Genomic DNA, 26,631 nt, shown 5'->3' with positions numbered 1-26,631 from the left:
CTCCTATAACATATTATCCAAGAACGCTTTCGTTCTTTCGTTCTGCGGATGACTAAAAATTTGTTCTGGTGTTCCTTCTTCTTGAATAACACCATCAGCCATAAAGATAACACGATCCGATACTTCACGAGCAAAGTTCATTTCATGAGTTACGATAATCATCGTCATGTGATCGTCCGCTAATTGTTTGATTGTCTTAAGAACCTCACCAGTAAGCTCAGGATCAAGAGCAGATGTGGGTTCATCAAAGAGCATAATTTCTGGATTCATCGCTAGCGCACGGGCAATAGCTACACGCTGTTGCTGACCGCCAGACAAGCGAGATGGATACATATCTCGTTTTTCCCATAATCCTACTTTATTGAGTAATTGCTCTGCAATCGGTGAGATTTCGTCATCTTTCATACCTTTTACCATACGTGGAGCAATCATAATATTATCTAATACCGTCATATGCGGGAACAAATTGAAAGATTGGAATACCATACCCATGCGGAGCAATAATTCATGCTGAGTTTGAGGAGAAGCGTATTTTACAACCCCATTTTCAGTACTAGCAAGAATCGTACCATCAACGGTAATAGAGCCTCCATCAATCGTTTCTAACTGACCTAAGCAGCGCAAAAACGTGGATTTACCAGAACCAGAAGGTCCGATAATAGAAACAATTTCTCCTCTATTCATTTTGAGCGACACATCGCGCAATACGGTTTGATTATTAAAGCGTTTTTCAATACGCTCCATATTTACAAATGTCATAAGTACCTCTTACATCGTCATATTAAGTATATAACTAGCGCCTCAAGTAAAGATATCTCATCTATAAAATCGCATCTATAGACATCAAATAAAAGTATCTCACCTATAAAACTAGCTACATCATTACATATGACAAACTACCATAGAATTAGATTAATCTTCGTATACAGCAAATCTTCGTTCTAAGTAGTTGAAGATATTCGTTAAAATAAAGGTAAAGATTAAGTAGAATAATGCTGCCACGAGGAATGCAGAAATATCAAAATCACGTTGTACGATAGATTTTGTAATACGCAAGATATCATTCATCGCCAATACATACACGAGAGATGTATCTTTCAATAAGTTAATCGTCTCATTCGCAAGAGGAGGCAATACACGTTTAAACATTTGTGGCAAGATGATCTTACGCATAGTTTGTGCATAGGTAAAGCCAAGAACCTTTGCCCCTTCGTATTGACCACGAGAGATGGATTGAATACCACCGCGGAAAATTTCACATAAATAAGCTGCGTAGTTTAATACGAAGGTAAGAACTGCTGCCGTCGCATCATCCATCTGAATGGCACCGTCTGTAATGATTGGCAATGCATAATAGACGAATAAAATTTGTAGCATCAACGGTGTGCCCCGCATCAAATACACGAAAGCATCAACAAACTTATCTACTAAAGGCAATTTAGATAGGCGTAACATAGCCATTAAAATGCCACCAGGAATAGATAAAATCCATACAATACAGAATAGCGATACGGTTACCTTTAAACCATCAGCGATGGTTGGGATAATCTGCAATAAATAATCTAACATGAAAGACTCCTTCAAAACACGACTAGAGAAGGGCCATCTGGCCGCTTCTCTAGTGTACATTTCGTTCTTTAATTATCAGTTGTACCTACTGACCATAGTACTATTAGTATATCACGAATTGTACTATTTAGCATCGCTCTTATCTAAGTCTGCGCCTGAGCCTAACCATTTCTCAGCAATTTTATCAGCAGTACCGTCTTTTTTCATTTCAGCTAAGATACCATTAATTTTGTCACGCAAAGCAGTATCATCTTTGCGGAAGCCAACAGCGAAATTATCAACGCCGTAGTCAGTACCTTCTACGATTTTATATTTACCAGGTTCTTTTGTCATAAGATAACGAGCGATTACACCATCAGCAATAACCGCATCAACACGACCAATACCAAGATCCATGAAGGCACTTACAAAATCCGCATAGGATTTTGTCTCTTTAACCGTCTTACCGCTTGGGTCGTTTTGCAATGCTGCTTCACCAGTACTAGCTTGTTGCACGCCTACTACCTTACCAGCTAAATCGGCTTTTCCTTTAATGGAATCATCGTCATTACGAACAATAACATATTGTTTATCCTTCATATATGTATTGGAGAACAAAATATTTTTCTCCCGCTCAGGAGAAACTGTTAAGCCATTCCACAACGCATCAATTTTTTTAGATTTTAGTTCCGCTTCTTTACTAGACCAGTCGATAGCTTTGAACTCTACATCCATGCCAGCACGTTTAGCTGCTTCTTTAGCCATGTCGATATCAAAGCCAACGATTTCTCCTTTTTCATCTTTAAAGCCCATTGGAGGGAAACTATCATCTAAACCGATAACAACTTTCTTAGGCAATTCTGTATTAGCTTTTTTAGCGTCACCACCACAACCTGTTACAAATGCCATCATAGACACGGCTGCAAGGCCAACGGCCATCATCTTTTTCCAATTCATAACTATCCTCCACGGCGATTATCGCCCATTTACTACTTAATAATATGTTCAATACAGATTTAGATTCCGTACTTAATGATTGTATTATACTTTAGTTCGTTAAAGTTGTAAATAGTTAATTCGATGAATTTTGCATTTTTTATTTTACAGACTCTCCACATATATAGTTTATGATTCTAGATTCATTTGCTTTATGTTTCTGTAGTCCTATATTTATATTTCTGTATGCCTATATTATATGACGCTTCGTACTTACACTTTATGACTGCGTATGTTTATGGATAGCCTCAATCATCGCCATTTTATCCTTATACGCCACCTGATGCAGATCAAGTGGTATCACATAAATCCCACCATGACCATTCATCGCTTGCAACTCACGCCATTCCTCAGTGAATCCAATAATATGCTCATAATCAACAAAGACAAAATATTCATCCCCATAGAATAAACTGTGAAAGTATTCTTTCACAGAAAAGGGCCTACGTTTTAACACGAGGCCCTTTTCACAGATAAAAGCTTGACTTTCACCTAATCTATGAAGGGTCCATAATATCACGAGCAACAACAGATAATACCATACACGTTCCGCCCAGTCTGAGGGCATATATTTTACAATCAACGCACACGCAACTAGACCGATGATGCGACCGGTCCACTGTATACCGCGATGTATTTCTATGCTCTGTTGTACGGCACCTGATGAAAAGCGTTCCATCGCCTCTTGTTTCGTCATGGTTTACCTCACAAATTGAAAGTCTACTATATGATTTTATTTACGGCACAAGCCCATAGCTTGTTCTACCTTACAGTACATTGCACTTGCTTTAGCATGCGCCTTAGCAGCCCCTTCATCGAGGATTACATCCAGTTCAGGGCTTGTAATCAATTCATTGTAACGTTGTTGAATTGGTTCAAGGGTTGCTACTAATAGATCGGCAATATCGGATTTAAATACACCGTAACCCTTACCAGCATACATTTCTTCGATAGCTTCGTAGCTGTCTTTTGTAATAGCACGGTAGATTCCCATCAAGTTAGAGATGCCAGGTTTATTTTCTTTATCATAGCGAACCGCATTATCAGAATCAGTTTGAGCTCGTTTCAACTTTTTCACGATTAAATCTGGTGCATCCAAAAGACGGATTGTAGCATTTTGGTTATCATCAGATTTACTCATTTTCTTAGTTGGTTCTTGCAAGCTCATAACGCGAGCGCCACCTTCGCCGACCTTGATATCAGGTACTACAAAAGTTTCACCGAATCTACGGTTAAAACGCTCTGCTAAATTACGAGTCAACTCGAGATGTTGCTTTTGGTCTTCCCCTACAGGAACATAATTCGTACCATATAGCAAAATATCTGCCGCCATCAACGGTGGATACGTAAGCAATGCAGTTGGAATAGAATCCCCTTGCTTTTGAGACTTATCCTTGTACTGAGTCATACGCTCTAATTCGCCAACATAGCTAATAGATTGCATAACCCAACCGAGCTTAACATGCTCAGGTACTTCGGATTGAACAAACAATGTTACCTTTTTAGGGTCAAGGCCAACCGCAAGGTACAATGCAGCCAAATTACGAGTGTTTTGAAATAATTCTTTTGGATCTTGCGGTACCGTAATCGCATGTTGGTTAACGATACAATAGTAACATTCATCAGTATCTTGATAGTCTAAGAAATTACGTAAAGCCCCCAAATAGTTACCAAGTGTTAACTCCCCACTTGGTTGGATGCCGGAAAATATAACTGCCATAATAGTCTCCCTATATTGAAATAAACCAACAGTGCCAAAGCACTGTTGGTTATATATTATTCTACGGTTACAGATTTAGCCAAATTACGTGGTTTATCTACGTCTGCACCGCGTGTAATTGCTGCATAATACGCCAATAGTTGCAATGGTACAACTGCTAAGATTGGAGCGATAAATTTATTCGCACGAGGCACATAAATTGTGTGGTCTACGTGTTTAGATAATTCTTCGTCACCTTTCATGCCAATACCGATTACAATAGCTTCACGAGCTTTTACTTCGCGGATATTGCTGATCATCTTATCGTAAACATCCTCTTGTGTAGCCAATGCGATAACAGGTACGCCCTCTTCGATAAGAGCTAATGTACCATGTTTCAATTCGCCACCAGCATATGCTTCAGCATGGATGTAAGAAATTTCTTTCAACTTCAAAGCACCTTCCATCGCTACTGCATAGTCGATAGCACGGCCCAAGAAGAATGCATCAGATTTGAAGCCATAATGTTTAGCAAAGGCTTTCATATCTTCGTCTACTTCAAAGATTTCATGAATCAAGGATGGTAAGTTTTTAACGCCGCTAAGAATTTCTTCGGCTAAGGCTGGATTTAATTTACCATTTAATTGACCTAGGTATACGGCGAATAACAAGCCCGCTACTAATTGAGTAGTGTACGCTTTTGTGGACGCTACAGAAATTTCAGGGCCAGCCCATGTGTAAACTTTGTTATCTGCTTCACGAGAAATGCTGGAACCAACAACATTGGTAATGGCCAATGATTTGGCACCAAGGCGTTTAGCCTCTTTCAAAGCCGCCAATGTATCGGATGTTTCACCAGATTGACTAATAACGATACATAATGTTTTATCATCAGTCAATGGGTTGCTGTAACGGTATTCAGATGCTATTTCCACATCAACTGGAATACGCGCCAAGTTTTCAATATATTGTTTTGTTACAAGACCTGCATGGTATGCAGTGCCGCATGCAACGATGAGAATTTTATTGAAAGCTGCTACATCTTCAGCAGTCCAATTTAGCTCATCAAAGATTGCTGTTTTACCATCTTCAGAGATATGTGTACCGAATGTATCGCGAACAGCTTTAGGTTGATCATGAATCTCTTTCAACATGAAATGCTCATAACCACCTTTTTCTGCTGCTTCAGCGTTCCAATTTACATGGAATACCTCTTTATCAACAGGGTTACCTTCACGGTCGAATACGGATACATTATCGCGAGTTACGATAGCTAATTCACCATCGCTCAAGATGTATGTATCACGTGTGTAGTTAATGATAGCTGGAATATCGGATGCTACAAAGTTTTCACCTTTGCCAAGGCCGATAACCAATGGGTTTTCTTTTTTAGTACAAATGATTTTATCTGGCTCATCGGAGCAGATGATTTCAAGAGCATACGCACCATCAACACGAGCTAGCATGCGGCGTACTGTGCCCACGAAATCGCCATCGTACATATCCTCTAACAAATGAGCTACAACTTCTGTATCAGTTTCAGATTTGAAATGGTACCCTTTTGCAATAAGCTCTTCTTTTAAAGGCATGTAGTTTTCAATAATGCCGTTGTGTACAACAGCAAATTTACCATCTTCAGATGCATGAGGGTGGGCGTTCATGTCGGATGGACGACCGTGTGTAGCCCAACGTGTATGACCAATGCCTACAGTTCCTTCATTAGGATCTGCTTTCACAACTGCCTCAAGATTAGCAAGACGGCCAACCTTCTTTTGAATTTTAATAACATTTTCAGGGCCGATAACAGCAATACCTGCAGAGTCATAACCACGGTATTCTAACTTTGCCATACCGTCCAACAAGAAATCAGATGCTTGATTAAAGCCAATGTATCCTACGATACCGCACATACGTATATCCTCCTATAACTGGGGGTATTTCTAGCCCCAGCAAAAACTAAGGCTAACTAATTAATATTCTAGATTAATATTCTATTTAATGTATTAAATATTAGTTCAATACAATTCATTCAGATATACTTTGTCCCCATCGTTACCGATGGGCTTTTTAATACCTGTTACGACATGAATATGCCGGAAGAGCATCCGCTGATGACTCGATCACTCTTCACCTCGTCTACCCTAACGACTGCCTTCGCGGGTACTTGCGCTATTCGCCTTTACGAATTTGGAATTCCTTTCTATGATATACGGCAGAATCAGTACAAAATAAAATATGTACTGAGGTATATTATACTAGAAAAATCGATAAAAAGTAAACCACCACAGATAAGTCAAAAGGAATAAAAAAGATTGTTTCTATGCTTCACATCCTTTTCATTGTAAGAAATTATACTTCTATCATTCTAAATTTTACGCAATTAGATTTTGTTGTATTTTCAAAATGTATGTATATAATTTGGGAGATATTAATCATGAATAAAACAACTATAAAGAAACAACATAAAACTAAAAAGAATAGCTTATCATATAGAAAATTACGTCGTTGGGTGTTACCTGCAGTCCTTGGTGCCGCTTTATCGACATTAGCAGTTATCCCAACATTAGCTGCAGAGACTCAAACTAATACCAACGTAGCAGTTGTAACCACAACAGAACAAACTAAAACAGTACCATCTGCACAAGGAAGCACACCTCCAACCGGTGCACCTCACGGCAAACCACCTGCCGGTCATGTCCCTACAGGCACGTCTAACCAAATACCTCCAAATGGGAATCCTCCTTCTGGCACTCCTAACGGTATGCCTCCAACAGCTATGCAGAATGGAGCCCCTAATGGAATGGCACCACAAGTTGAAGTAGATCCTAGTACTTTTAAAGGCACAACTATCGCTACAGAAAACAAATCCATTGCTCACGAATCGATGACAAACACAACGGCCGATCAGAATGCTTTCATCGGTAAAAATAAAGCGGTAATTGATATTGAAAATAGCGTTTTCGATAAAACAGGCGACACTACAAGCGATGACAACAGCAATTTCCGTGGTCAAAATGCAGTAGTCCTCGGTATCGAGGGGAGCCAAATCAATATTAAAGGCAGTAATATTACATCTAACTCTAAAGGCTCTAACGCAGTCTTTGCCACTGGTGAAGGCTCTGTTATCAACGTAGAAAATACTAATATTCACACCAAAAGCGATTCCTCTCGTGGTTTAGATGCTACTTACAAAGGTACGGTAAATGGCAAAAACCTAACTATCACCACTGAAGGGGCTCACTCTGCTACACTTGCTACAGATCGCGGAGAAGGCACTATCACCACAGAAGCAGCCAAACTTACGACATCTGGCGAAGGCAGTCCTGTTATCTACTCCACGGGTAATATTATAGTGAACAATGTCAACGGCATAGCGAATAACAGTGAAATTGGCGTCGTAGAAGGTAAAAATTCTATTACCCTTACAAACTCCAATGTAACAGGCTACAAAGATAATGGTTTCATGCTATATCAAAGCTTCTCTGGTGATGCTGAAAACGGTATTGCTCGTCTGAAAGCAGAAAATAACACACTTACAACTCACGCTACGGGTGCGTTCCTCTATGTAAACAACACTACTGCTGAAGTAGACCTTTCTAACAATGTAATCTCTATGCCGAACACTTCTACCCTAGTGAAAGCAGCTGCCGACTCCCGTTGGGGAAAAACTGGTGAGAACGGCGGTCATCTTACACTCCGCACATCTAATCAAGAACTAAGCGGTAATATTGTGGCTGATTCAATCAGTACCATCGCACTAGACATGACAAATGGATCTAGTCTTGTAGGCGCTGTAAACACAGACAATGCTGCTAAAGAAGTAACTGTGAAACTCAGCAAAGACTCCAATTGGATATTAACAGGCGACAGCTATGTAAAATCCTTGAACAACGAAGACTCAACAGGTAGTAACATTCACTTAAATGGATATAAACTCGTTGTGGCTGATAAATAATTCACATACATCAAATAATTTACAACATCTAAAAAATAAAGAGGATTGCAAGTAACAGAGCTCACAATCCTCTTTAACATTTAGGGCATTACCTTATGCTAATCATCTAATAAATCTCTTTCACGCATAATATCGTGTAGTGCTGATAATTCACCATCTTTAATATTCATAATATTACGTCTTGCCCTATCATTCAACTCTTCATAACGTCGAATTATCCATTCATCATCACGCCATTCATATTTGTCTTTATAATATCGTCTACCTTCTTGAAAATCATTATAAGATTCCTTAATACTTTCTTTAATTGAATCAAACAAGCCCATTATTTTCCCCTTTAACAAATTTCTTTTTATAGCCAATAATAACATCTCTAGCAATGCATTACTAAAAATCAATTTACTCCAAATATATAAATAACCGCTAAAGACTCATTTATTTCACTATCATAATAAGATAAATATTTAGAGCTGGTTCCTAAACTGAACCAAGCTTCTTTTACCTATAGCTACAGAATATTAATAGTTTTAAGTTATATCAGATAAAAACAAATCATACCATGATGATAAAGGATTACTAACTACTTTATCAATTGGTCCATATATTACCTTCACATAATTTTGATTATCAGTTATCATATCAATCATATAATTTGATAAATTACAAATAACATTAAAATCATGTTCTATAATAATACACGTATTTCCCTTGGAACATAATTGTTTAATCATATTCATAACTAATACTTTATCAGACGAATATAATCCGGCTGTTGGTTCATCTAATATAAATAATGAATTATTTTGTCTATTAGCTAAAAACTTAGCAATTTTTATCCTCTGAGCCTCTCCGCCTGATAGTGTCATTGTCAGCTGCCCAAGCTTCAAATATCCTAATCCAATTTCAACTAAAAACTCTAACATTTTAAAAACAGATAAATGCTCTTTAAATATATCTTTAATCTCGGAAATAGATTCATCTAAAATATCAGAAATATTTTTTCCATTATATCTAACTTTTAATACATTTTCGTTAAAGCGTTTGCCATCACAAGTCGGACATTTACAAAAAACATTTTCCATATATGGTAAATCTAATTTTATTCGTCCAACCCCATTACAAGTTTCACATCGACCATGACCTGAATTCATACTAAAATCAACTGGCTTTACTTTGTTCTTTTTTGCCAAATCTGTATCTGCTAAAATATTTCTAATATGCTCATATATCCCAAGATAAGAAATTAACGTTGATCTCGAATTCTTACCAATTGGTTTCTGATTTACAATATAAGCATGTTTAAAAGATTTTTTATATAATTTTTTACTTACATAATCATAAATAACATTCGCTAACGTACTTTTACCGACACCGGACTGACCGGTAATAGCTGTAATACAACCTACCGGCAATTGAATATCAATATCAACCAAATTAAACTTATTAATTTTTTTGATATCAATATACTCACATTCATCTAACTGCGAAGCTGGTAGGGAGTAATTTTTCTTATCACATAAGCCTACCATCCTACCTTCATCAATAACGAAGCCGCCTTGAGGGCCGCCACAAGGCCCCATTTCTATTACTTTATCAGCAGATAAAATATATGGTGAATTGTGCTCAATACTTACTACAGTATTCCCTTTCTCAACAAGGGACCTAGTAGCTTTAATTATTGAATTAATATCTTTATAATGTAACCCCTTACAAGGTTCATCTAGAATATATAAAAGGCCAGTTAAAGAAGAGCCTAATTGCTTCGATAATCTAACACGCTGACATTCACCTCCTGATAAAGTAGGAATTTTTCTCGATAATGATAAATACCCTATTTTCAGATCTATCAGGCCATCAATTTTATCAGTGATGGTTTTGGTAAGATTTTTAATTTGTGCTATTAATGTATTCTTAGATATTTGAGTTTCCAATTTAATAAGATATTTTTTCAGAATATATACTGGTAAAGATTCATAATCATATATATTGAGTCCATTAATTGTATACTTTAGAATATCCTCATTCAGCCCAGATCCCGAGCAACTACTACACTCAGTTTCACCTAAATATTTTTCAATTGAAATAAATGTAGACGGTGTTCTAATATCTTTTAACAACACAGAAAGCTCTTCCATTGCGCCCTTAAGAAGAATACTTTCTTTTTTTCTTCTTCCTTTTGGTGTTTTATAAATTATCTCTATTGGATATTTAATATTTCCATATAACAATTTATCCAACTCACTTGCAGATAGTTCATCGATAGTTTTTGTTATATCAATCTTGTAGTATTCGCACAATGCCTCAAGTTTCTTAATTGCAAGACTATCTTTACCGCCTGAAAAAAAAGTAATCCCCCCCCGAATGAGCTTGACACTTCTGTCCGGTATCAATTTATTTAAGTCTACGCAGTACTCTGTCCCAGTTCCCTTACACTTTGAGCAAACACTTTTTGCATTATTAGGTGAAAAATAAGAGGGATCTACCATAACTTTATATTCTAAGTATACATATAAAGAATATAAAGTTCTCAAATAATAACTTATATCTGTAAACGTTCCTACTGTTGATCTCGGATTGGTATTATAATAATTTTGAGACAAATCCAATGCCGGTTTTAAATTAATTATATTATCTACTTTGGCCTTCTCTAATAATCTTTGCCCATATTGATTGGATACTAAGCTATCAAGAAATTCTCTTTGACATTCTGCAAATAAGGTATCATAAACTAATGATGACTTTCCACTACCAGAAGGCCCTATAAAACAAGTCCACTTATTAATAGGAATATCTAAATATATATGTTTTAAATTATTTTCATAAGCATTTTCTATCTTTATAATATCCATTATCTCCACACCATTCACAATCACTACGTTGATTATAATCTTTATACTTAATATCCATTGTATAGATATTAAACTCTCCTCGTCGATTTAGATTTGAAGGCAAAATGAATTTAGAAAGAACTTTAATAGCTTCCATCCCTATGAAGCTAGCAATAATTGCACAGGCCGGACCAAAACTTCCTACCTTACGATTTTTCACTTGTAATTTTTTTATATTAGTACTATCTATATTATTTTCTTCTTCAAGTGACTTTCTAAAACAATTTACACATGCACTTTTAAATGGAATAATTGTTTGCCCTAACAATGATAAATGTAAATTATATCCTCCACCAATTATATGTGGAATATTATGCTGCATACAGAACTGTCCTACAATTAGAGATGTCTCATCAACTGTCGGTTTATCTGCACAATTAATGATCAAATCAGCATCCTCTATCGAATTCCAAAACGAACTATCTTTATCCATAAATTCATAATATTTATGGATTTCAGTTTGAGGATCCATACTCTTTATAAATGATTCAAAAGCATCAACCTTATATTCGCCAATAGAATTATAAAAATACCCCATTTGTCTATGCAAGTTTGAAGCTTCAATACAATCAGGATCAACTATAGAAATTTGTTTAACTCCGCTCTGGACTAAATTTGTGGCAACCCATGATCCAACCGCCCCAAGACCAATTATGACTACATGAGATCTTCTGATGTTAGACCACATCTGTAACAAGTTTTCCTCTGATTTAGAGTACTCAGATAAAAACCTAATTACCCGTCGGTATTTATCATAACCTTCAAACTTATCAGTATCGTTAACAACATCTAAAAGTCCCTTGGTTTCTAAAAATTTGAGTAATCTAAGCAATTGGTTCTCATCAACATTATTATCCTGAATAAGTTGATTAATGTCTCTATTTCCATCTAATTGCAATACGATATTAAGAATATCATCATTTTTAACTTTTATTCTTATCTGGTGCCTTCGGCTAGTCTGAAAGAACTCTAAAATAGAATCACTAATTTTGACAACAGAAACACTCGAAGACAACTTTGGCTTATACATCATCTTTTTCTCCACAAACTGGGCACAACTTATTTTTTTGTACATTTAAATAGGTCAATTCCATCGTATCAAACAAAAACTCCCCTCGGACTTTATATGAGTCTTCCATAGGAACTAAGGATAATAAATATTTAATTATTTCAATACTTGCAAAAGAGGCCGAAAATAATGATAAGCTACTTAAACCGCCTAACTCGGCACTACGAGCAACAACAGGATGTTTTTTAGGTTTCCACCCCTTAAGCTTTTCTTTAAAATACATCGCATAACATTCAACACATGGTGTTACTCCTGGAATAATCAGTTCGCCGGTACTAGCCAAATGTGCATCAAATCCTCCTGCAATATAATGTGCCTTTTTATGTTTTACACAAACTCTCGATATTTTTGCTGCTGTATAGCCAATATATGGTTCATCTAATGTATTAATTATAAAATCAGAATCCATTATTAGATGATCTATTTTAGTATTAGGTTCTAAATATTGGTTTAAACACTCTACCTTGATATCTTTATCAATATTTTTTAAAAATAGTCCTAATGCCTCCGTTTTATGTAGCCCAATGTTTTTTTCTCGAAAAAATAAATGTCTACTTATATCAGAGTTCCTAACTATATTATCATCGAATAATATAAAGTTTTTGATTCCTGCCATAGCCAGCTGTATAGCAATAGTACTTCCTACTCCGCCACAACCTAAAACTAAAATTTTATACTTAGATAATTTCTCTTGAGCTAAATATCCCTCTTCTTCAGTTTCAAAAAACTCTGAAAAATAATTTAGTTGTCTAGAATATCTAGCACTAACCGCCTTATTATTTTTATTATATACAGGAGTAATAATTCTATGATGTAAAAGAGCTTTTATTAATATTTTTATATCTGAAGGTTGTAAATTAATAATTGCTGATAATTCATAAAGATTAGATTTTCCATCTATAGCCTCTAACAAACTTATTGTAAGTCTATTTACTTTAAAAGTTTTTCGGACCCTGGTATTCATATAATAAACGGTTAAGAGAAGGTCATCGGTTAAAAATAAATCTACAGAGTCCTTTATTTTTAATACTATATTATTATCCATTCTTTATACTCCCTCGAATTGAAATCACATCCTCAATTGTTACAACTAAAGAATCTACTAACTCTATGTCAAATACTTTCAATAATTTTGCAATATATCTCGTTGTATTTATATCTGCATCTGTTATATCTAGTACACCACTAGGATGATTATGAGCTATTATCACTTTACTAGAATTAGTTATTAATGCTAACTTTACTAATTGATTCAAATGTATATTAACACTATTTACAGATCCGATTGATAAAACTGAATAATTCATTATTTTATTAGTATTATCAAGAAATACCGCCGCCAAGACCTCTATATTTAAATCGCCTATTAATTGTAAAAAAACTGCATGTGAGCCTTCAACACCATACAAATAAGGAGTATCAACATCAAGCGATATCTCTCCCATTTTTTTTAAACATAGACCTATCATATTTAATTTCATAGCATTACCTAAAAAGCTGATATTACCTATATCGTAACATCAGCTTTTTACTTCTAATACTGGATTACACCACTCTCAATTTCAAGAAATTTTCCCCAGTCCTCTTCAGTTGCAAGAGATTGATTTCTAGTACAAACTCTTGTGCAGCAATCGGAACGACTACCAGAACAGTCTGCTGTATAATCTGCAAAAAGTTCAGATTCCTCAATTTCTTCAAACACTAAATCTGCCAATATTTCACCTCCAAAGTCAAATTTACAAGATTGTCTTGTATTTATTTCATTCTAACAATATTTTATTATCCATATTTTAACTTTTCATAAATCTTTCATAAAAATGATGAAAAGGATTCTTTTATAAGGAATTTTCCACAACTATATTATATTTTATTTGCAATTTAATCTAATGCTATATAATATCAACTTATAAAACAAACACTCTCTAAGTTCCTTGTCTTAAAACCTTATTTATCAAATCCTTCATAAGAATTAATATCTTGCTATTACTTCGTATCTAGAGTATTCCTATATGCTGCTGATTTTATTGAATTTATAATTAATACTTAAAGCACTCCCCCGCTAAATTTTAATTGTAAACATACTACTCTTATCATTAATCTATGCTATGCCAAATAGAATTATTAACTTTTATAAGATCCCTATGATGAAATATTCACGCAACAAGGACAGTTCCATTCGATAACCATCCTAAATAAATATAAAATAAATACCCTCCTATATATGTTCCTGCAGCGACTTTACGTAGGACGGAGCAAAGGGACATATATAGGAGGGTATACCTTTGATATAAATTGTAGAATGGAACCAAACGAAGTAGTATCAAACTACTCATTAAGAGTTAATCCGCAAGCCCTTGTTCTCTACCGATAATATCAGCAATTTCTTGGCATAGGGATTGTAGTTCTTCTTGGTTAGGACCTTCAGCCATGACACGAATGAGTGGTTCTGTCCCGGATGCACGTACTAAGACGCGACCTTCGTCACCAAGTTCTCCTTCAGCTGTTACGATAGCAGCTTTGATGAGGTCATTGTCTTCCCAGCCAGTTTTTGTAGCTACACGAACATTTACAAGAACTTGTGGGTATTTTGTCATAATGCCGGCCAACTCAGAAAGAGGTTGCTTTTTCTCCTTCATAAGAGCTGCCACTTGAACAGCTGTTAACATACCGTCACCAGTGGTGTTGTGATCTAAAAAGATTACGTGACCAGATTGTTCACCACCAACGGAAAGATTATGTTCACGCATGTATTCCAATACATATCGATCACCAACAGCAGTGGAAACTGTTTTCATACCAAGTTCTTCTGCTGCTTTATGGAATCCAATATTACTCATAACGGTACCAACTATGGTATCACCTTTAAGTTTACCTTCTTCTTTCAACTTAAGGGCGCATAGCAACATGATTTGATCACCATCGAGGACTTGACCTTTTTCATCAACCAATAAACAGCGGTCAGCATCGCCATCATTAGCAATACCAAGGTCTGCATTATGTTGTTGTACGGCTACTTGTAAGCCTTCAATATGTGTGGAACCACAATGATGATTGATATTCAAACCATCTGGATTCACGTTAATATTGATGACTTTAGCCCCTAGTCCAGACAAAATTTCCGGACCTACACTGGAAGCTGCGCCATTAGCACCATCATAAACGATAGTCAACCCTTCAAGGGACGTATCGATTGTGTGACGTACAAAATGAGCATATAAATGAGCCAAGTTACTATTGAACTCAATTTTACCAATACCATCACCCGTAGGACGCGCCAATTCATTATCTGCGCTTTGACGAACATATTTTTCCAATTCATCTTCCACTTCATCAGGTAATTTATAGCCATTACCATCAAAGAATTTAATGCCATTATCTGGATATGGGTTGTGGGATGCAGAAATAACAGCACCCGCATCAAAACCTTGTTGCCGTACAAGATACGCTACTGCTGGTGTTGGGATAACACCTGCAATCACTACATTACCGCCAACAGAGCAAATGCCCGCCGCTAATGCACTTTCAAGCATAGAACCAGAAATTCGCGTATCGCGACCAATCAAGAACGTAGGATGATCCTTTTTCTTACCAAAATGCGTTCCTGCCGCACGACCTAAATGATAGGCTAATTCCGGCGTTAAAAACTCATTAACAACACCACGTACACCATCTGTACCAAATAAACGAGCCATAATTATCCTCCTCTAAGGATTTGTGAAAGTTTCACAAGTCTATATATCTACCGTGTGTATCTTTTCAATAATTACTGTTGTGTATTATATCATAATATAGAAAGCATACCTACTATAAAGTCACATCTATATTACATAAATAGTATGAATCTATACTGTAATTCAATCCATCAGTATAATTCCCCACTAATTAGGTTTTGCGTATTTTGCCATACATAAAATGGCCGTTTCCGCACCATCAAGGGCAGCACTCATAATTCCCCCTGCATAGCCAGCCCCCTCACCCATAGGATAGAAACCTCCTACAGTAGGAGAAATGCGTTCTTCATTACGTCCCATACGGAGCGGTGCAGAGGTACGCGTTTCAACGCCTGTCATACACACCGCAGGATCATCAAACCCTCGGATGCGACGGCCCCAGTATGGCAAGGCCCGCTCTAATACGGATGTGACGAATGATGGCAAGCAATCATGTAAATCACAATTTACGACACCTGGCTCGTAGCTATATATACTATTTTGTACGCTAGGAGCTTGTGAAAGTCCTAAAAACTGCCCTACAGTTTGTGCAGGCGCATAGAAGTTAGAACCGCCCAACTCATAGGCTTTGCGTTCCCATTCTCGTTGAAATGCGACGCCATCTAATGGATGAGTACCAAAGTCATCTGGACCTACGTTGACTACGATAGCACTATTAGCAACACCGCTGTCCCGAGCGTATAAACTCATACCGTTTACGACAACACCACCATTTTCAGAGGCAGATGCTACTACTTGACCTCCTGGGCACATACAGAAGCTATATGCAGTACGGCCTGATTCTTTATCGTGGTATACGAGAGAATATTCTGCTGCACCGAGGCCCAAACTAGATGGTTCTACACCATATTGGGACTCATCAATTACAGCCTGATCATGCTCAATACGAACACCGATAGCAAATGGTTTTGCCGTCATTTCCACATTGCGTTTATAAAGCATTTCATACGTGTCACGTGCACTATGGCCTACACCAGACAAAACAACAGTCGTATCAATACGCTCACTACCATTAACTTCAACGCCTACGATACGGTCATTTTCAATCAATAAATCCGTTACCTTAGAACCAAAGCGGACTTCACCGCCCCATTCGATGATGCGCTCACGCATAGCTTTTACCATGGTACGCAATTTATCAGTACCTACATGAGGTTTATGTTTATATAAAATTTCTTCAGGCGCGCCAAACTCTACAAAGTATTTAGATATCTCATGCAAACGCGGATGGGTAATGCGAGTTGTCAACTTACCATCGGAAAAAGTTCCTGCACCGCCTTCCCCAAATTGTACGTTGGACTCAGGCTTAAATATGCCTTTTTTCCAAAATGCCTCTACGTCATGACTACGTGTATCTACATCTTGACCGCGTTCAAGCACGATTGGGCGATAGCCTTCACGAGCTAAGTAAAAGGCTGCCAGCATCCCCGCAGGGCCAAAGCCCATAACAACAGGACGATGTGCTAATGGTACAGACCCCAAAACGATAGGTTCTGGATCTTCTGCAGCAAATACAGATACATCCTTTTGTTTACCAAGCTTTTTCATGACTTGATCTTCATTATGAACCTCAATGAATAGGGTATATACAAAAACAATGTTTGGCTTCTTACGGGCATCTACGGCACGTCGAACAACATGAATCGTTTCGATAGCACCACGTAACGGGGGATATTTCTTTTCTACAATACTTTTGATATCCGACTTAACCGTAACAGCCACGCGGAGATTTATTATTCTAATCATATCTTTCCTATTAAACCCTCCCTTTTAGGTGAGCCTACTTCTTTAATCTTTGACCAAAATTCTTTACCACTTAATCTGTAAGAAAATAGTCATACATCTTTATTATACAACACTACTATAAAAGCTAATATATAAATCATAAAAAGGCCCTAATAGAGAAATATTCACTCTATTAGGGTCTTCGTCGCAAGATTTTAAAGCCTCACAAAAAACTTATCATCCATTAAGTACTTTCTTTTGTATTTCTACTTTCACCCGTACCGTTGTGGTATTGCTATTAACTCCATTCGGTAATACTAAATTATAGTTACCCTGTACAGTTTCAGTAGCACCCGATACATCGATAGGTTCCGTTTGTATTTCTGTAACGGAATTAATCATTTCTTCACGACCTGTAACTGTTAATTGCGTTGGTGTAGCAGACGTGGATTTAACTTCATAACCTTCTGCTACTGTACCAACAGTCGGAACAGTAATAGGAACCGCCTTTTCTTTACGTAATAAGTTAAGTTCATATTGTGCTTGACCTTGGTTTGGATTAATATGTACATCTAGTACATTACCTGCCGTATCCCAAGCTTCTAAAGTACTAACAGCGCTAAAGTTCTTCGTTTGACCAGCCACATTGACTTTCATCACAACCTTGCTCACTGCATTAACTTGTTGCTTACGACCAGAAACAGTTACCTCTTTCGGCACAATCGTTACCGATTTCAAAGCAATATCATCAGAGAACTTGCCGATTGGAACTATTTCAACAGGAATCGTTTTCTCTGCATATTCATCAACATTGATAGTGATGGTATCTGGTTTAACCTCCACAAGATTCATCCCTGCCGGAGGCGTAAAATTAATAGTTACATTATTTTGACCTGGTTTTACACCAGATGCATCAATATAAGCCCGTAAATTATCTGATTTCATAGACATAATGGTATCACGTGGACCAGCCAGAACAACACGGACCACATCTGGTGCATCTTCTATGATATAGCCAGAATTAAGATTTTGAACCTGTACAGGTATTGTATAGGTTACTTCCATCACAGGGTTCTGATCGCGCATGATAAAGAACCACATAACGATAGCTGCTAACAAGGATAATAATTTAGCAGGCCAATTGCGTTTCAAATGAATCATCATTTATTTGCCCTCCATTTCCACATACTAGTAATGGTTTGACGAGGGCGTTCCATAAAGGTGCGCAATGCCTCTTTAATTTGATCCTCTGGTAAATGGCGATAAATATGACCCCCATATGTATAAGAGATGGTCCCTGTTTCCTCACTGACAACGACTACCACAGCGTCTGTTTGCTCAGATAAGCCAATAGCTGCACGGTGACGTGTACCTAGTTCGGTACTCAATGTACGGTCCTCAGTCAACGGCAACAAGCAGCCCGCTGCACGGATTCGCCCATCACGAATAATCAAGGCCCCATCATGAAGCGGTGTACTAGGAACAAAGATATTTTTAATCAACTCGCGACTCAATACAGCATCGATAAGAATACCAGTATCTACAAAGTCATTGAGACCTACTTCACGTTCAAAAACGATAAGTGCCCCCGTATGTTCGCGAGACATAACGCGAGCCGCAGCCATCACTTCATTAATGGCCATATCCATTTCTTCTTCGTTTACATTTTGTGCCTTGCTGAAAATTCGGCCACGCCCCAATTGTTCTAGAGCACGACGCAATTCAGGTTGGAATACAACGGGTAACGCAAAGAGAAGAACGGTCATACTTTGTTGCAAAATCCAGTTGATAACGTATAGATTTAACAGATGACTCAATAAATTAAAAATTGCCAATATAACGAGACCTTTTAAAAGAGAAACGGCCCGTGTATCTTTAAGCAATTTATATAAATAGTAAATACCAATAGCAACGATTATGATATCAACAATATCAAGAAGCCTAAAGGTATGTATAAGTGCGTCAATATGCATAAAAATAGCTCCTTATACAAAATAATAAGGTACAATCAATTCTTTGACTGTACCTTATATTTTAACTCATTTTGAGAGTACTGTAAATTTATAAACAAACGCTGAATGAGATTTTTATTAGATGTTTTGTGTTTCAATCCAAACATCCATTTGGCCCCCACAAACCATGCCTTCTTTAACAGCTACGTCATCATCGAGATGAACATCGATACGACGGTGAGCTTCTTTTTTATTCAAAGAGTCCACTGCACTTAGGCGGATTTCATTTTCCGCACGTCCGCCGCCGATAGTACCAAAAATAGATCCATCTGGAAATACAACCATAGATGTACCAGCTTTACGAGGTGTGGATCCACAGGTATATAAAATAGTGGCTACTGCTAAGGTTTCGTTTTTACGTTCACTAAGGTATTCAATAAACTCACGATTCATGGATCACTCTACCTTTCCGCAATGAGCCGCCTTTTTTTCCACGCACCACTGCCAAATATTCACTAACGATAGATAATGCAATTTCCTCAGGCGTTTGAGCTCCTAAATCTAGCCCAATAGGCGCATATACCATATCTAACTCATCTTGAGTCCATCCCTGCTCACGCAACACTTCAAAAGCGTGATGGATCCGTTTTTGGCTGCCCATAACGCCCATATAGGTAGGCAAGTACCCTCGTAATTGTTCTAAGCATATATTATCGTACTCATGAGCACGTGTCACAATGATAAAACCAGTATATTCATCAAGAGGTAAATCGTTCTTGAAGTTTTCTAAAGGTAAGCATTTACGTATGACACGTTCATCAAAGAATTCAGGAACTACATATTCTGGACGGTCATCTACGACTGTAACACGACATCCAATAAACAACAGCAAATCAGTAATAGCTCGGCTAACATGACCTGCACCTAATACGAGAACTGACGGATCATTTTCTACAGGTTGTACGAAACACTCCATTTCGCCTACCATACAGAGAGAATTTAGTTTTGCTTTATCTACAGTAAATCCTTCAATAGGAGTTCCGTATAGAACCCTTCCATCTTCAGCATAAATAGTCTTATCCCCTTGACGAGGACCGGATAGAACAGTAACCATCACAGTAGTTTCAGTAACCTGTAGACGATCTTTCATCACATCATAAATTGTTTCCATCTAGATTCCTTTCATAATCCCAAGCGGTAACAGCCTCTAATACACCTCCACCGACAGCAAGGGATTTATCTGAAATACTATAGCAATGAGACTCTTCACAACGAGCATCCACATCAGCCAACTTAAAATGATCTGATACGATAAGCCCACTTTTTAAAATGCCTCGTAGAATACCTGTAATTTTTGCTCTTACTGGTTCTTCATCAACATAACCAATTACTTCATTAGCTTGTACAGAATCCCCAATATGACGTTTTGCTGTAAATAGTCCAGCCTTTGGAGAATGAATAACGCGCTCATGAGTGTAGCCACCTACATTTCCAGGGATACCTGTATTAGGTTGAGCTGGTCCATCATAGATACAGCGACCTAATGAATGACCACGCATCGTTTCAATGACCACATCTACATCTTCTCCAGCAGTAAATCCAGGGCCCACACCGATAACGAGCTCTGCATCATCCCGTTTTGTACCAAGATTCTTTTTACTTAAAATAGCATCGACTACAATCTCTGGTTTTAAAGTGTCCAATAATTCCTCATATGAGCTAGTGACAACGGGGATGATTTCCTGTGCCAATGTATCCTTCACTTCACCAAGAGACACATGACGAGCAACAAAACGTTCCAAAATCATTTCTCCACGATGAACCGCATTACCGTAACATACTTCGCGGCGAATCATGGTAGGAATCGCTATTTCACTAATTACAACGGGATAGCCCGCCCGTCTCAATCTATATACAGCGCCGGAAGCGATGTCTCCGCCTCCACGCATGAGTACCAATGGTTTCATAATGCCTCACTTTCACGATGTTTCAAACGCTCAAAATCATCGGGTGTATCGATATCGTCGCCAATATCATCACTAATCCATAATTTCACGACATGGGCTTTACCATCACCATGAATAATGGTCTTACCCCCTTGATCCCCTTGAATCTGTTGTAAATAATCAAACCAATGAGAACCAAAGAGAACGGGATTTCCCGATTGATAATTTGCCCCATAATGTGGAACGACGATAGCTTTCGGATGAAAGTTTTCATTAAACGCACGAATGACCTCGTGTACAACAGCACTCGTCAGAAGTGGTTGATCTCCTACTGAACAGAGAATACCGTCTAGCGGTATGGATGACGTATTCATCAAATGACGTACTCCCATCGCTATGGATACTCCTTGCCCCAGTTCAGGATGGTCATTTCGAATGGCTTCAAAACCATAGTTTGTGACAATAGGTTCTAGTTTCTCATGATCATCACCAGTAACTGCCACAAAAGGTAGCTTACAGGACATAGTAGAAGCTACCTGTCCACCCCATCCACCTTGAAGAGCCCCACAGACCGCATCTAGAACAGTCTTGCCACGCCAGGGTAAGAGCTGCTTATTACATCCCATACGCTTGGATTGCCCTCCCACAAGGAGGACAATGCCAATATGCAAAGGACGACGGTCTATGGGGTCTCTCATGGGACTAAAAGCGGTATCACAATTTGCTTTCACATTAGTCATGAGTACCTACCGACATTGAATAATGCGACGGATTTCACAACTTGCTTTGTATCCATCAGCCAAAATGATAGCCGAAATATCGCTATCAACAATATGATCAATAAAATCATCGATAATGCGATGTTGTACTGTTTCATAACCAGTACAGAATAGTATTTTCTTACCTTTACTGTATTGGAATAGACCTTGCCTATGCAAAACAAGATCAGCCAACATACGCGGAGTTACAATAGCCCCCATATCGCGCTTTACGATATCTTGAACGAGCTCGATATTATGTACGTGCTCATCATCTAATGGGGCCCCTAGCATTTGTAGATTCACGAGGCCAATCGTAGTCTTTGTAAGAGATGGAATGACAGGTTCGGTCATCTTAGGTGCCTTGAGCCATTTTTCCTTCGCCCCATCTGCTTCTACAACAATTTGCCAATTGGGATGTAACTTGGATAAACCATCGATGAGATCACAATCTAAAGAGTCTACTTTTGTTCCTGTAATTCCAGCGAACCACGCACCACAATAGCCACGTAAAAGTCGGTCAGTACAATACTCATCAGCTTCATTAATATTACGAGTATAAATCGGTTCATAATGAGCCACCTGAGACTCATAAAGTCGAGTCGTAGTCGTAACTACGATGGGCTGACCTTTCAGCCGTCCATATTCTACTAGTTTTGAAAGCACAGTCGTTTTACCGCCTGCCCCAACAAGGGCAACAATTCCCGGCTGAATCAATCGATTCCAATAGGATGTTTGTGATGTCATAGAACCAGGCCTCCTTAGAAAGTAAAAAGAACTAGAAATCTCTATACTTTATATTTCTCGTCCATAGCCATAAATACCTTCTCAGGTGTCATAGGTAATGTACGAATATCCGCGCCAACTGCATTTTTAATGGCATGTTGGATAGCAGGGCACCCCGTATTGATGACAACCTCACCAATAGATTTAGCTCCGAAGCCACCTGTAGGCTCGTAAGATTCTACAAAGTCTGTATGTAATTCACCAATATCCTGACGGGTTGGGATTTTATAAGTCATAAGATTGTTTGTTTCCAAGCGACCATTGTTAGAATAGCGTACATCTTCATATAAAGCCATGCCGATAGCTTGTACCACACCACCCTCAACTTGAACGCGAGCCAATTTAGGGTTGATAACAGTACCGCAATCAACACAAGAATAGAAATGAAGAGGAATAACCTTACCTGTTTGTTTATCTACCTTCACCTCAGCAATAGATGCCATAAATGGAGGTGGGGATGTATGACTACCCCATGTAGCAAAACCAGACAATTGCTCCGCATTAACACCAACTAATAATTTTGGTGCCAATTGATGAATATCCATTGTTTTAGCACCATCTTTTGTGGTAGCTACAACGCCGTCAAAGTCAACGTTTTCAACGTCGGTTTCAAAGAATTGAGCAAATTTAGCAATAATCTTAGTGCGCAATTCTTCTGCTGCCATCTTAGAAGCAGTACCTGTTACATAGGTTGTACTAGATGCGTAAGACCCTGGATCGAATGGTACGATATCTGTATCTGATTCAATAACAGTCATATATTCCATAGGACAGCCGATTACTTCACAGGCCATTTGAGTCAATACGGTATTAGACCCCATGCCCATATCAGAAGACCCAGTATACAATGTATAATTACCATCGTCACCAAGGCGAATTTCAACAGATGCCACATCGATATTTGCGACACCAGAGCCTTGTAATGCTAAAGCCATGCCAAGTCCACCGCGATAGCGCTCATCGATATCCCAAGAATGAGGGCGTTCATCCCAACGAGCCATTTCCTTTACGCGATTTACGGTATCTTGGAAAAGACCAGAATCAAGATATTCATCTGGAGCATATACTAAGCTTTGTTCACCTTCCGCTATTAAGTTCTTCTGACGTAATTCAGCTGGATCAATCCCCATCTTATCAGCTAGCTGGTTTACTGCACATTCTAATGGCCACAATGCTTCTGTTGCACCATACCCACGGAAAGCACCACCCGGAGTTTGATTAGTATACACACCTTCTGTACCATAATGAACAGCAGTCGCTTTGTTGTATAAAGGTACAGATTTATGTTCGCCAGCCGTTGTAGTAGTGAAGCAATGAGTTGCATGTGCACCAGCGGCTGTAATGGAGTCCATATCAATAACTTTAATAATGCCATCTTTTGTAGCACCTACACGGATTTTCCATTCACGAGCATGACGTGTAGTAGAGCAAGTTTGTGCTTCTGTACGATCGTATAAGAGATAACAAGGTTTTTTCAATGTCCACGCTACAAAGGCCGTCATAATTTCTGTACAAGCCGTTTGTTTAGAGCCGAAACCGCCGCCGATACGAGGTTTAATAACACGGACTTTTGTGGCCGGAATACCGAGTGCACGAGCGATGTGACGGCGTACATGGAATACGATTTGCGTAGAGGATACGATAACTACACGACCTAGCGCATCTATGTATCCAAAGCTTTGGAATGGTTCCATCGCTGTTTGGCGTGTGGCCTGGTCAAAGTATGTACCTTCTGCCACGTAATCACATTTAGCAAGTTCTGCTTCCACATCTCCTACCCGTTTGTGATAGGATACGCAAATATTGCGTTTGTAATCTTGTCCTACAGGGATATTATTGTGAATATCATCTTCAGGATGTACTATAGTTTCATGGTCGATAGCAGTATGCATATCAAGTACAGGTTTCTGTACTTCGTATTCAACCTTGATAAGCGGCATTGCTTTGAGCGCTGTAGCCTCATCTTTTGCTACAATGAGAGCTACTTCGTCTCCAACATAGCGAACTACAGGGTCCAAAATAAGCGCATCATAAGCGGATGGCTCTGGATATGTTTGACCTGCTAATGTGAATCGCGTATTAGACACATCTTCATAAGTAAAAATAGCTTCTACGCCAGGGATCAATTTGGCTTTAGATGTATCAATAGATTTGATGCGCGCCTGAGCATGAGGGCTACGAAGAGCCTTAATAACGAGCGCATCTTTGGGAACAAAATCACCAGTATAAGACGGTTTACCAGACAAAATACCTTTGGAGTCAACTTTGTCATAGGACTTACCAATATGCTTGTTCATCATTATAGGCCTCCTTCTAAGAATTTACGAACTCCTCGAAGTTGTGATTCATAACCAGTACAGCGACATAAGTTACCTATGAGGTATTCGCGAATCTCATCATCGCTAGCCTTTGGATTTTTGCGTTTCAAATTAATAGCACTCATCATCATGCCAGTTGTACAAAAACCACACTGATCTGCGCCTTCACTTGCGATACAAGCCGCTAATAATTCAGCTTCCTCTTGTAAGCCTTCTAATGTAGTAATTTTATGACCTGGCGCACGAAATGTAGGGTATGCACAGGACAAAATAATTTCGTCATCCACCCATACAGTGCAAAGGCCACAGTTTGTAGTATCACAGCCACAGCGCACACTGTAATAGCCAAGATTACGCAATGTATCTAGCAACATCTCATCAGTTGGCACATTAACAGTTACATTTTTGTTATTAATATTAAGTACGAGTTCCATTATTGTGCCACCTCCTTAGCTAAGCGTTGAACCATTGCTTTTACCATTTCCATGCGATATTCTTTGGACGCATGAGAGTTAGATTGATACACTAGTTCTTCAGATGCCAATTGACCTGCCTCTTTTGCGGCAGATAATCCTTTTTCTGAAAGCAAAGCACTTGCTTTAACAGCTAATTGAGGTACACCAGGTCTTGTACCGATATACAATTCAACCCCTTTTTCATCATGGCGAAGAGCACCTGTCAATAACGGGAAATCACCACGAGAGATGCGAAGGGCTTCAACAGATACAGGCACATCTACTTTAGGGATGCGAATTTCCACGAGAATATCACGTTCTCTATATGTCATATAATCTTGCATGGACATACGACCGCCTTTAAAGGTAACGATGTCTGCATGCACTGCCAATAGCGCAGGGATGATATCAGAGAAGCCAAACTTACTTGCTACAGAACCGCCCATGGTAGCAGTATTTCTAAATTGAACGCCAAGAATCTCCTTAACGCCTTTAACTACGGCACCGCCGCAGAATTGTTGTAAAGGCTCAAAGCGTTCCACATCTCCTTGTGTCGCCATAGCGCCAATTACAAACTCCTTATCTTCTTCACGAACATAACGCAAATCAAGACTCGCCATATCAATCACTGATGGCCAAGTTCGTCGTCCTAGACGCAGCCAACAGCCGCCTGCTAGCATAGGAGCAGTTTTGTTCTTTGTGGCTAATTCATAAGCCTCTTCCACCGTCTTCGGTTGTAATACTTTCATAAATGCTAACATAATCTGTCCTCTCAATGGTATACTAATACTAACAGAATTACGGT

General features: G+C 38.4%; 25 protein-coding genes. 1 reads left to right on the top strand and 24 read right to left on the bottom strand.

The features are described 5' to 3' along the window. Nucleotides 1–3: 3 nt before the first annotated feature. The 6 genes from FNLLGLLA_RS01530 to glmS all read right to left on the bottom strand — a co-directional run bounded on the left by FNLLGLLA_RS01530 (nucleotide 4) and on the right by glmS (nucleotide 6,153). Nucleotides 4–759, bottom strand: a complete 756-nt coding sequence (locus FNLLGLLA_RS01530; RefSeq protein ID WP_077708072.1) for an amino acid ABC transporter ATP-binding protein — start codon at nucleotides 757–759, stop codon at nucleotides 4–6. Between the two features lie 153 nt (nucleotides 760–912). Continuing rightward, nucleotides 913–1,569 carry an amino acid ABC transporter permease gene (locus FNLLGLLA_RS01525; RefSeq protein WP_012863877.1) on the bottom strand — a complete coding sequence of 219 codons (657 nt, stop codon included), beginning with the start codon at nucleotides 1,567–1,569 and terminating at the stop codon, nucleotides 913–915. Between the two features lie 123 nt (nucleotides 1,570–1,692). Continuing rightward, complete coding sequence (locus tag FNLLGLLA_RS01520) at nucleotides 1,693–2,505, bottom strand: amino acid ABC transporter substrate-binding protein (protein WP_004693860.1); 813 nt, start codon at nucleotides 2,503–2,505, stop codon at nucleotides 1,693–1,695. Nucleotides 2,506–2,764: 259 nt separating this feature from the next. Then, nucleotides 2,765–3,241 carry a hypothetical protein gene (locus FNLLGLLA_RS01515; RefSeq protein WP_004693862.1) on the bottom strand — a complete coding sequence of 159 codons (477 nt, stop codon included), beginning with the start codon at nucleotides 3,239–3,241 and terminating at the stop codon, nucleotides 2,765–2,767. Nucleotides 3,242–3,277: 36 nt separating this feature from the next. Next, nucleotides 3,278–4,264 carry a tryptophan--tRNA ligase gene (gene trpS / locus FNLLGLLA_RS01510; RefSeq protein WP_004693864.1) on the bottom strand — a complete coding sequence of 329 codons (987 nt, stop codon included), beginning with the start codon at nucleotides 4,262–4,264 and terminating at the stop codon, nucleotides 3,278–3,280. A 56-nt stretch (nucleotides 4,265–4,320) separates the two neighbouring features. Continuing rightward, nucleotides 4,321–6,153: a glutamine--fructose-6-phosphate transaminase (isomerizing) gene (gene glmS, locus FNLLGLLA_RS01505; RefSeq protein WP_118091032.1), complete on the bottom strand. Its 1,833-nt coding sequence runs from the start codon at nucleotides 6,151–6,153 to the stop codon at nucleotides 4,321–4,323. Between the two features lie 524 nt (nucleotides 6,154–6,677). Between glmS and FNLLGLLA_RS01500 the strand changes: the two genes are divergently transcribed. After that, nucleotides 6,678–8,198, top strand: a complete 1,521-nt coding sequence (locus FNLLGLLA_RS01500) for a hypothetical protein (protein ID WP_156697139.1) — start codon at nucleotides 6,678–6,680, stop codon at nucleotides 8,196–8,198. A 98-nt stretch (nucleotides 8,199–8,296) separates the two neighbouring features. Here FNLLGLLA_RS01500 and FNLLGLLA_RS01495 read toward each other — a convergent pair whose 3' ends face one another. The 18 genes from FNLLGLLA_RS01495 to FNLLGLLA_RS01410 all read right to left on the bottom strand — a co-directional run bounded on the left by FNLLGLLA_RS01495 (nucleotide 8,297) and on the right by FNLLGLLA_RS01410 (nucleotide 26,587). After that, complete coding sequence (locus FNLLGLLA_RS01495; RefSeq protein WP_156697138.1) at nucleotides 8,297–8,524, bottom strand: hypothetical protein; 228 nt, start codon at nucleotides 8,522–8,524, stop codon at nucleotides 8,297–8,299. Nucleotides 8,525–8,725: 201 nt separating this feature from the next. After that, entirely contained in the window at nucleotides 8,726–11,047 is a 2,322-nt protein-coding gene (locus FNLLGLLA_RS01490; RefSeq protein ID WP_156697137.1) for an ATP-binding cassette domain-containing protein, read from the bottom strand. After that, nucleotides 11,016–12,119, bottom strand: coding sequence for a HesA/MoeB/ThiF family protein (locus FNLLGLLA_RS01485; protein WP_174892186.1), 1,104 nt, complete (start codon nucleotides 12,117–12,119; stop codon nucleotides 11,016–11,018). The genes FNLLGLLA_RS01490 and FNLLGLLA_RS01485 overlap by 32 nt, the downstream gene beginning before the upstream one ends. Next, a complete protein-coding gene (locus FNLLGLLA_RS01480; RefSeq protein WP_156697135.1) occupies nucleotides 12,109–13,200 on the bottom strand; it encodes a HesA/MoeB/ThiF family protein in 1,092 nt (363 codons plus the stop codon). The genes FNLLGLLA_RS01485 and FNLLGLLA_RS01480 overlap by 11 nt, the downstream gene beginning before the upstream one ends. Continuing rightward, entirely contained in the window at nucleotides 13,193–13,636 is a 444-nt protein-coding gene (locus FNLLGLLA_RS01475) for a JAB domain-containing protein (protein WP_156697134.1), read from the bottom strand. The genes FNLLGLLA_RS01480 and FNLLGLLA_RS01475 overlap by 8 nt, the downstream gene beginning before the upstream one ends. A gap of 53 nt (nucleotides 13,637–13,689) precedes the next feature. Then, nucleotides 13,690–13,869 (bottom strand): hypothetical protein, encoded by a 180-nt coding sequence (locus FNLLGLLA_RS01470; RefSeq protein WP_197922992.1) that lies wholly within the window; start codon nucleotides 13,867–13,869, stop codon nucleotides 13,690–13,692. A 625-nt stretch (nucleotides 13,870–14,494) separates the two neighbouring features. Continuing rightward, the gene (gene glmM / locus FNLLGLLA_RS01465) at nucleotides 14,495–15,847 is read right to left on the bottom strand and encodes a phosphoglucosamine mutase (protein WP_155086357.1); all 1,353 of its coding nucleotides are present in this window, start codon (nucleotides 15,845–15,847) and stop codon (nucleotides 14,495–14,497) included. Between the two features lie 186 nt (nucleotides 15,848–16,033). Beyond that, complete coding sequence (locus FNLLGLLA_RS01460; protein WP_155086356.1) at nucleotides 16,034–17,632, bottom strand: NAD(P)/FAD-dependent oxidoreductase; 1,599 nt, start codon at nucleotides 17,630–17,632, stop codon at nucleotides 16,034–16,036. A gap of 216 nt (nucleotides 17,633–17,848) precedes the next feature. Continuing rightward, nucleotides 17,849–18,775 carry a CdaR family protein gene (locus FNLLGLLA_RS01455; protein ID WP_004697845.1) on the bottom strand — a complete coding sequence of 309 codons (927 nt, stop codon included), beginning with the start codon at nucleotides 18,773–18,775 and terminating at the stop codon, nucleotides 17,849–17,851. After that, complete coding sequence (gene cdaA, locus FNLLGLLA_RS01450) at nucleotides 18,772–19,584, bottom strand: diadenylate cyclase CdaA (protein WP_008602928.1); 813 nt, start codon at nucleotides 19,582–19,584, stop codon at nucleotides 18,772–18,774. The genes FNLLGLLA_RS01455 and cdaA overlap by 4 nt, the downstream gene beginning before the upstream one ends. A gap of 117 nt (nucleotides 19,585–19,701) precedes the next feature. Further along, the gene (locus tag FNLLGLLA_RS01445) at nucleotides 19,702–20,016 is read right to left on the bottom strand and encodes an XdhC family protein (protein ID WP_004693881.1); all 315 of its coding nucleotides are present in this window, start codon (nucleotides 20,014–20,016) and stop codon (nucleotides 19,702–19,704) included. Beyond that, complete coding sequence (locus FNLLGLLA_RS01440; protein ID WP_008602931.1) at nucleotides 20,006–20,734, bottom strand: XdhC family protein; 729 nt, start codon at nucleotides 20,732–20,734, stop codon at nucleotides 20,006–20,008. Before FNLLGLLA_RS01440 ends, FNLLGLLA_RS01445 begins: the two co-directional genes overlap by 11 nt. Beyond that, nucleotides 20,718–21,530, bottom strand: a complete 813-nt coding sequence (yqeB, locus tag FNLLGLLA_RS01435) for a selenium-dependent molybdenum cofactor biosynthesis protein YqeB (protein WP_155086354.1) — start codon at nucleotides 21,528–21,530, stop codon at nucleotides 20,718–20,720. The genes FNLLGLLA_RS01440 and yqeB overlap by 17 nt, the downstream gene beginning before the upstream one ends. Next, a complete protein-coding gene (locus FNLLGLLA_RS01430; RefSeq protein ID WP_155086353.1) occupies nucleotides 21,527–22,249 on the bottom strand; it encodes a nucleotidyltransferase family protein in 723 nt (240 codons plus the stop codon). The genes yqeB and FNLLGLLA_RS01430 overlap by 4 nt, the downstream gene beginning before the upstream one ends. A 6-nt stretch (nucleotides 22,250–22,255) precedes the next feature. Then, entirely contained in the window at nucleotides 22,256–23,014 is a 759-nt protein-coding gene (gene yqeC, locus FNLLGLLA_RS01425) for a selenium cofactor biosynthesis protein YqeC (protein ID WP_156697132.1), read from the bottom strand. A 41-nt stretch (nucleotides 23,015–23,055) separates the two neighbouring features. Further along, nucleotides 23,056–25,353, bottom strand: a complete 2,298-nt coding sequence (locus FNLLGLLA_RS01420; protein ID WP_156697131.1) for a xanthine dehydrogenase family protein molybdopterin-binding subunit — start codon at nucleotides 25,351–25,353, stop codon at nucleotides 23,056–23,058. Then, nucleotides 25,353–25,805: a (2Fe-2S)-binding protein gene (locus FNLLGLLA_RS01415; protein WP_004693892.1), complete on the bottom strand. Its 453-nt coding sequence runs from the start codon at nucleotides 25,803–25,805 to the stop codon at nucleotides 25,353–25,355. Before FNLLGLLA_RS01415 ends, FNLLGLLA_RS01420 begins: the two co-directional genes overlap by 1 nt. Continuing rightward, nucleotides 25,805–26,587 (bottom strand): FAD binding domain-containing protein, encoded by a 783-nt coding sequence (locus FNLLGLLA_RS01410; protein ID WP_004697661.1) that lies wholly within the window; start codon nucleotides 26,585–26,587, stop codon nucleotides 25,805–25,807. The genes FNLLGLLA_RS01415 and FNLLGLLA_RS01410 overlap by 1 nt, the downstream gene beginning before the upstream one ends. Nucleotides 26,588–26,631 lie beyond the last annotated feature (44 nt).

Origin of the sequence: Veillonella parvula (genome assembly GCF_902810435.1) — a bacterium.
Classification (GTDB): domain Bacteria; phylum Bacillota; class Negativicutes; order Veillonellales; family Veillonellaceae; genus Veillonella.
This window is presented reverse-complemented; position numbering and strand designations above follow the sequence as displayed.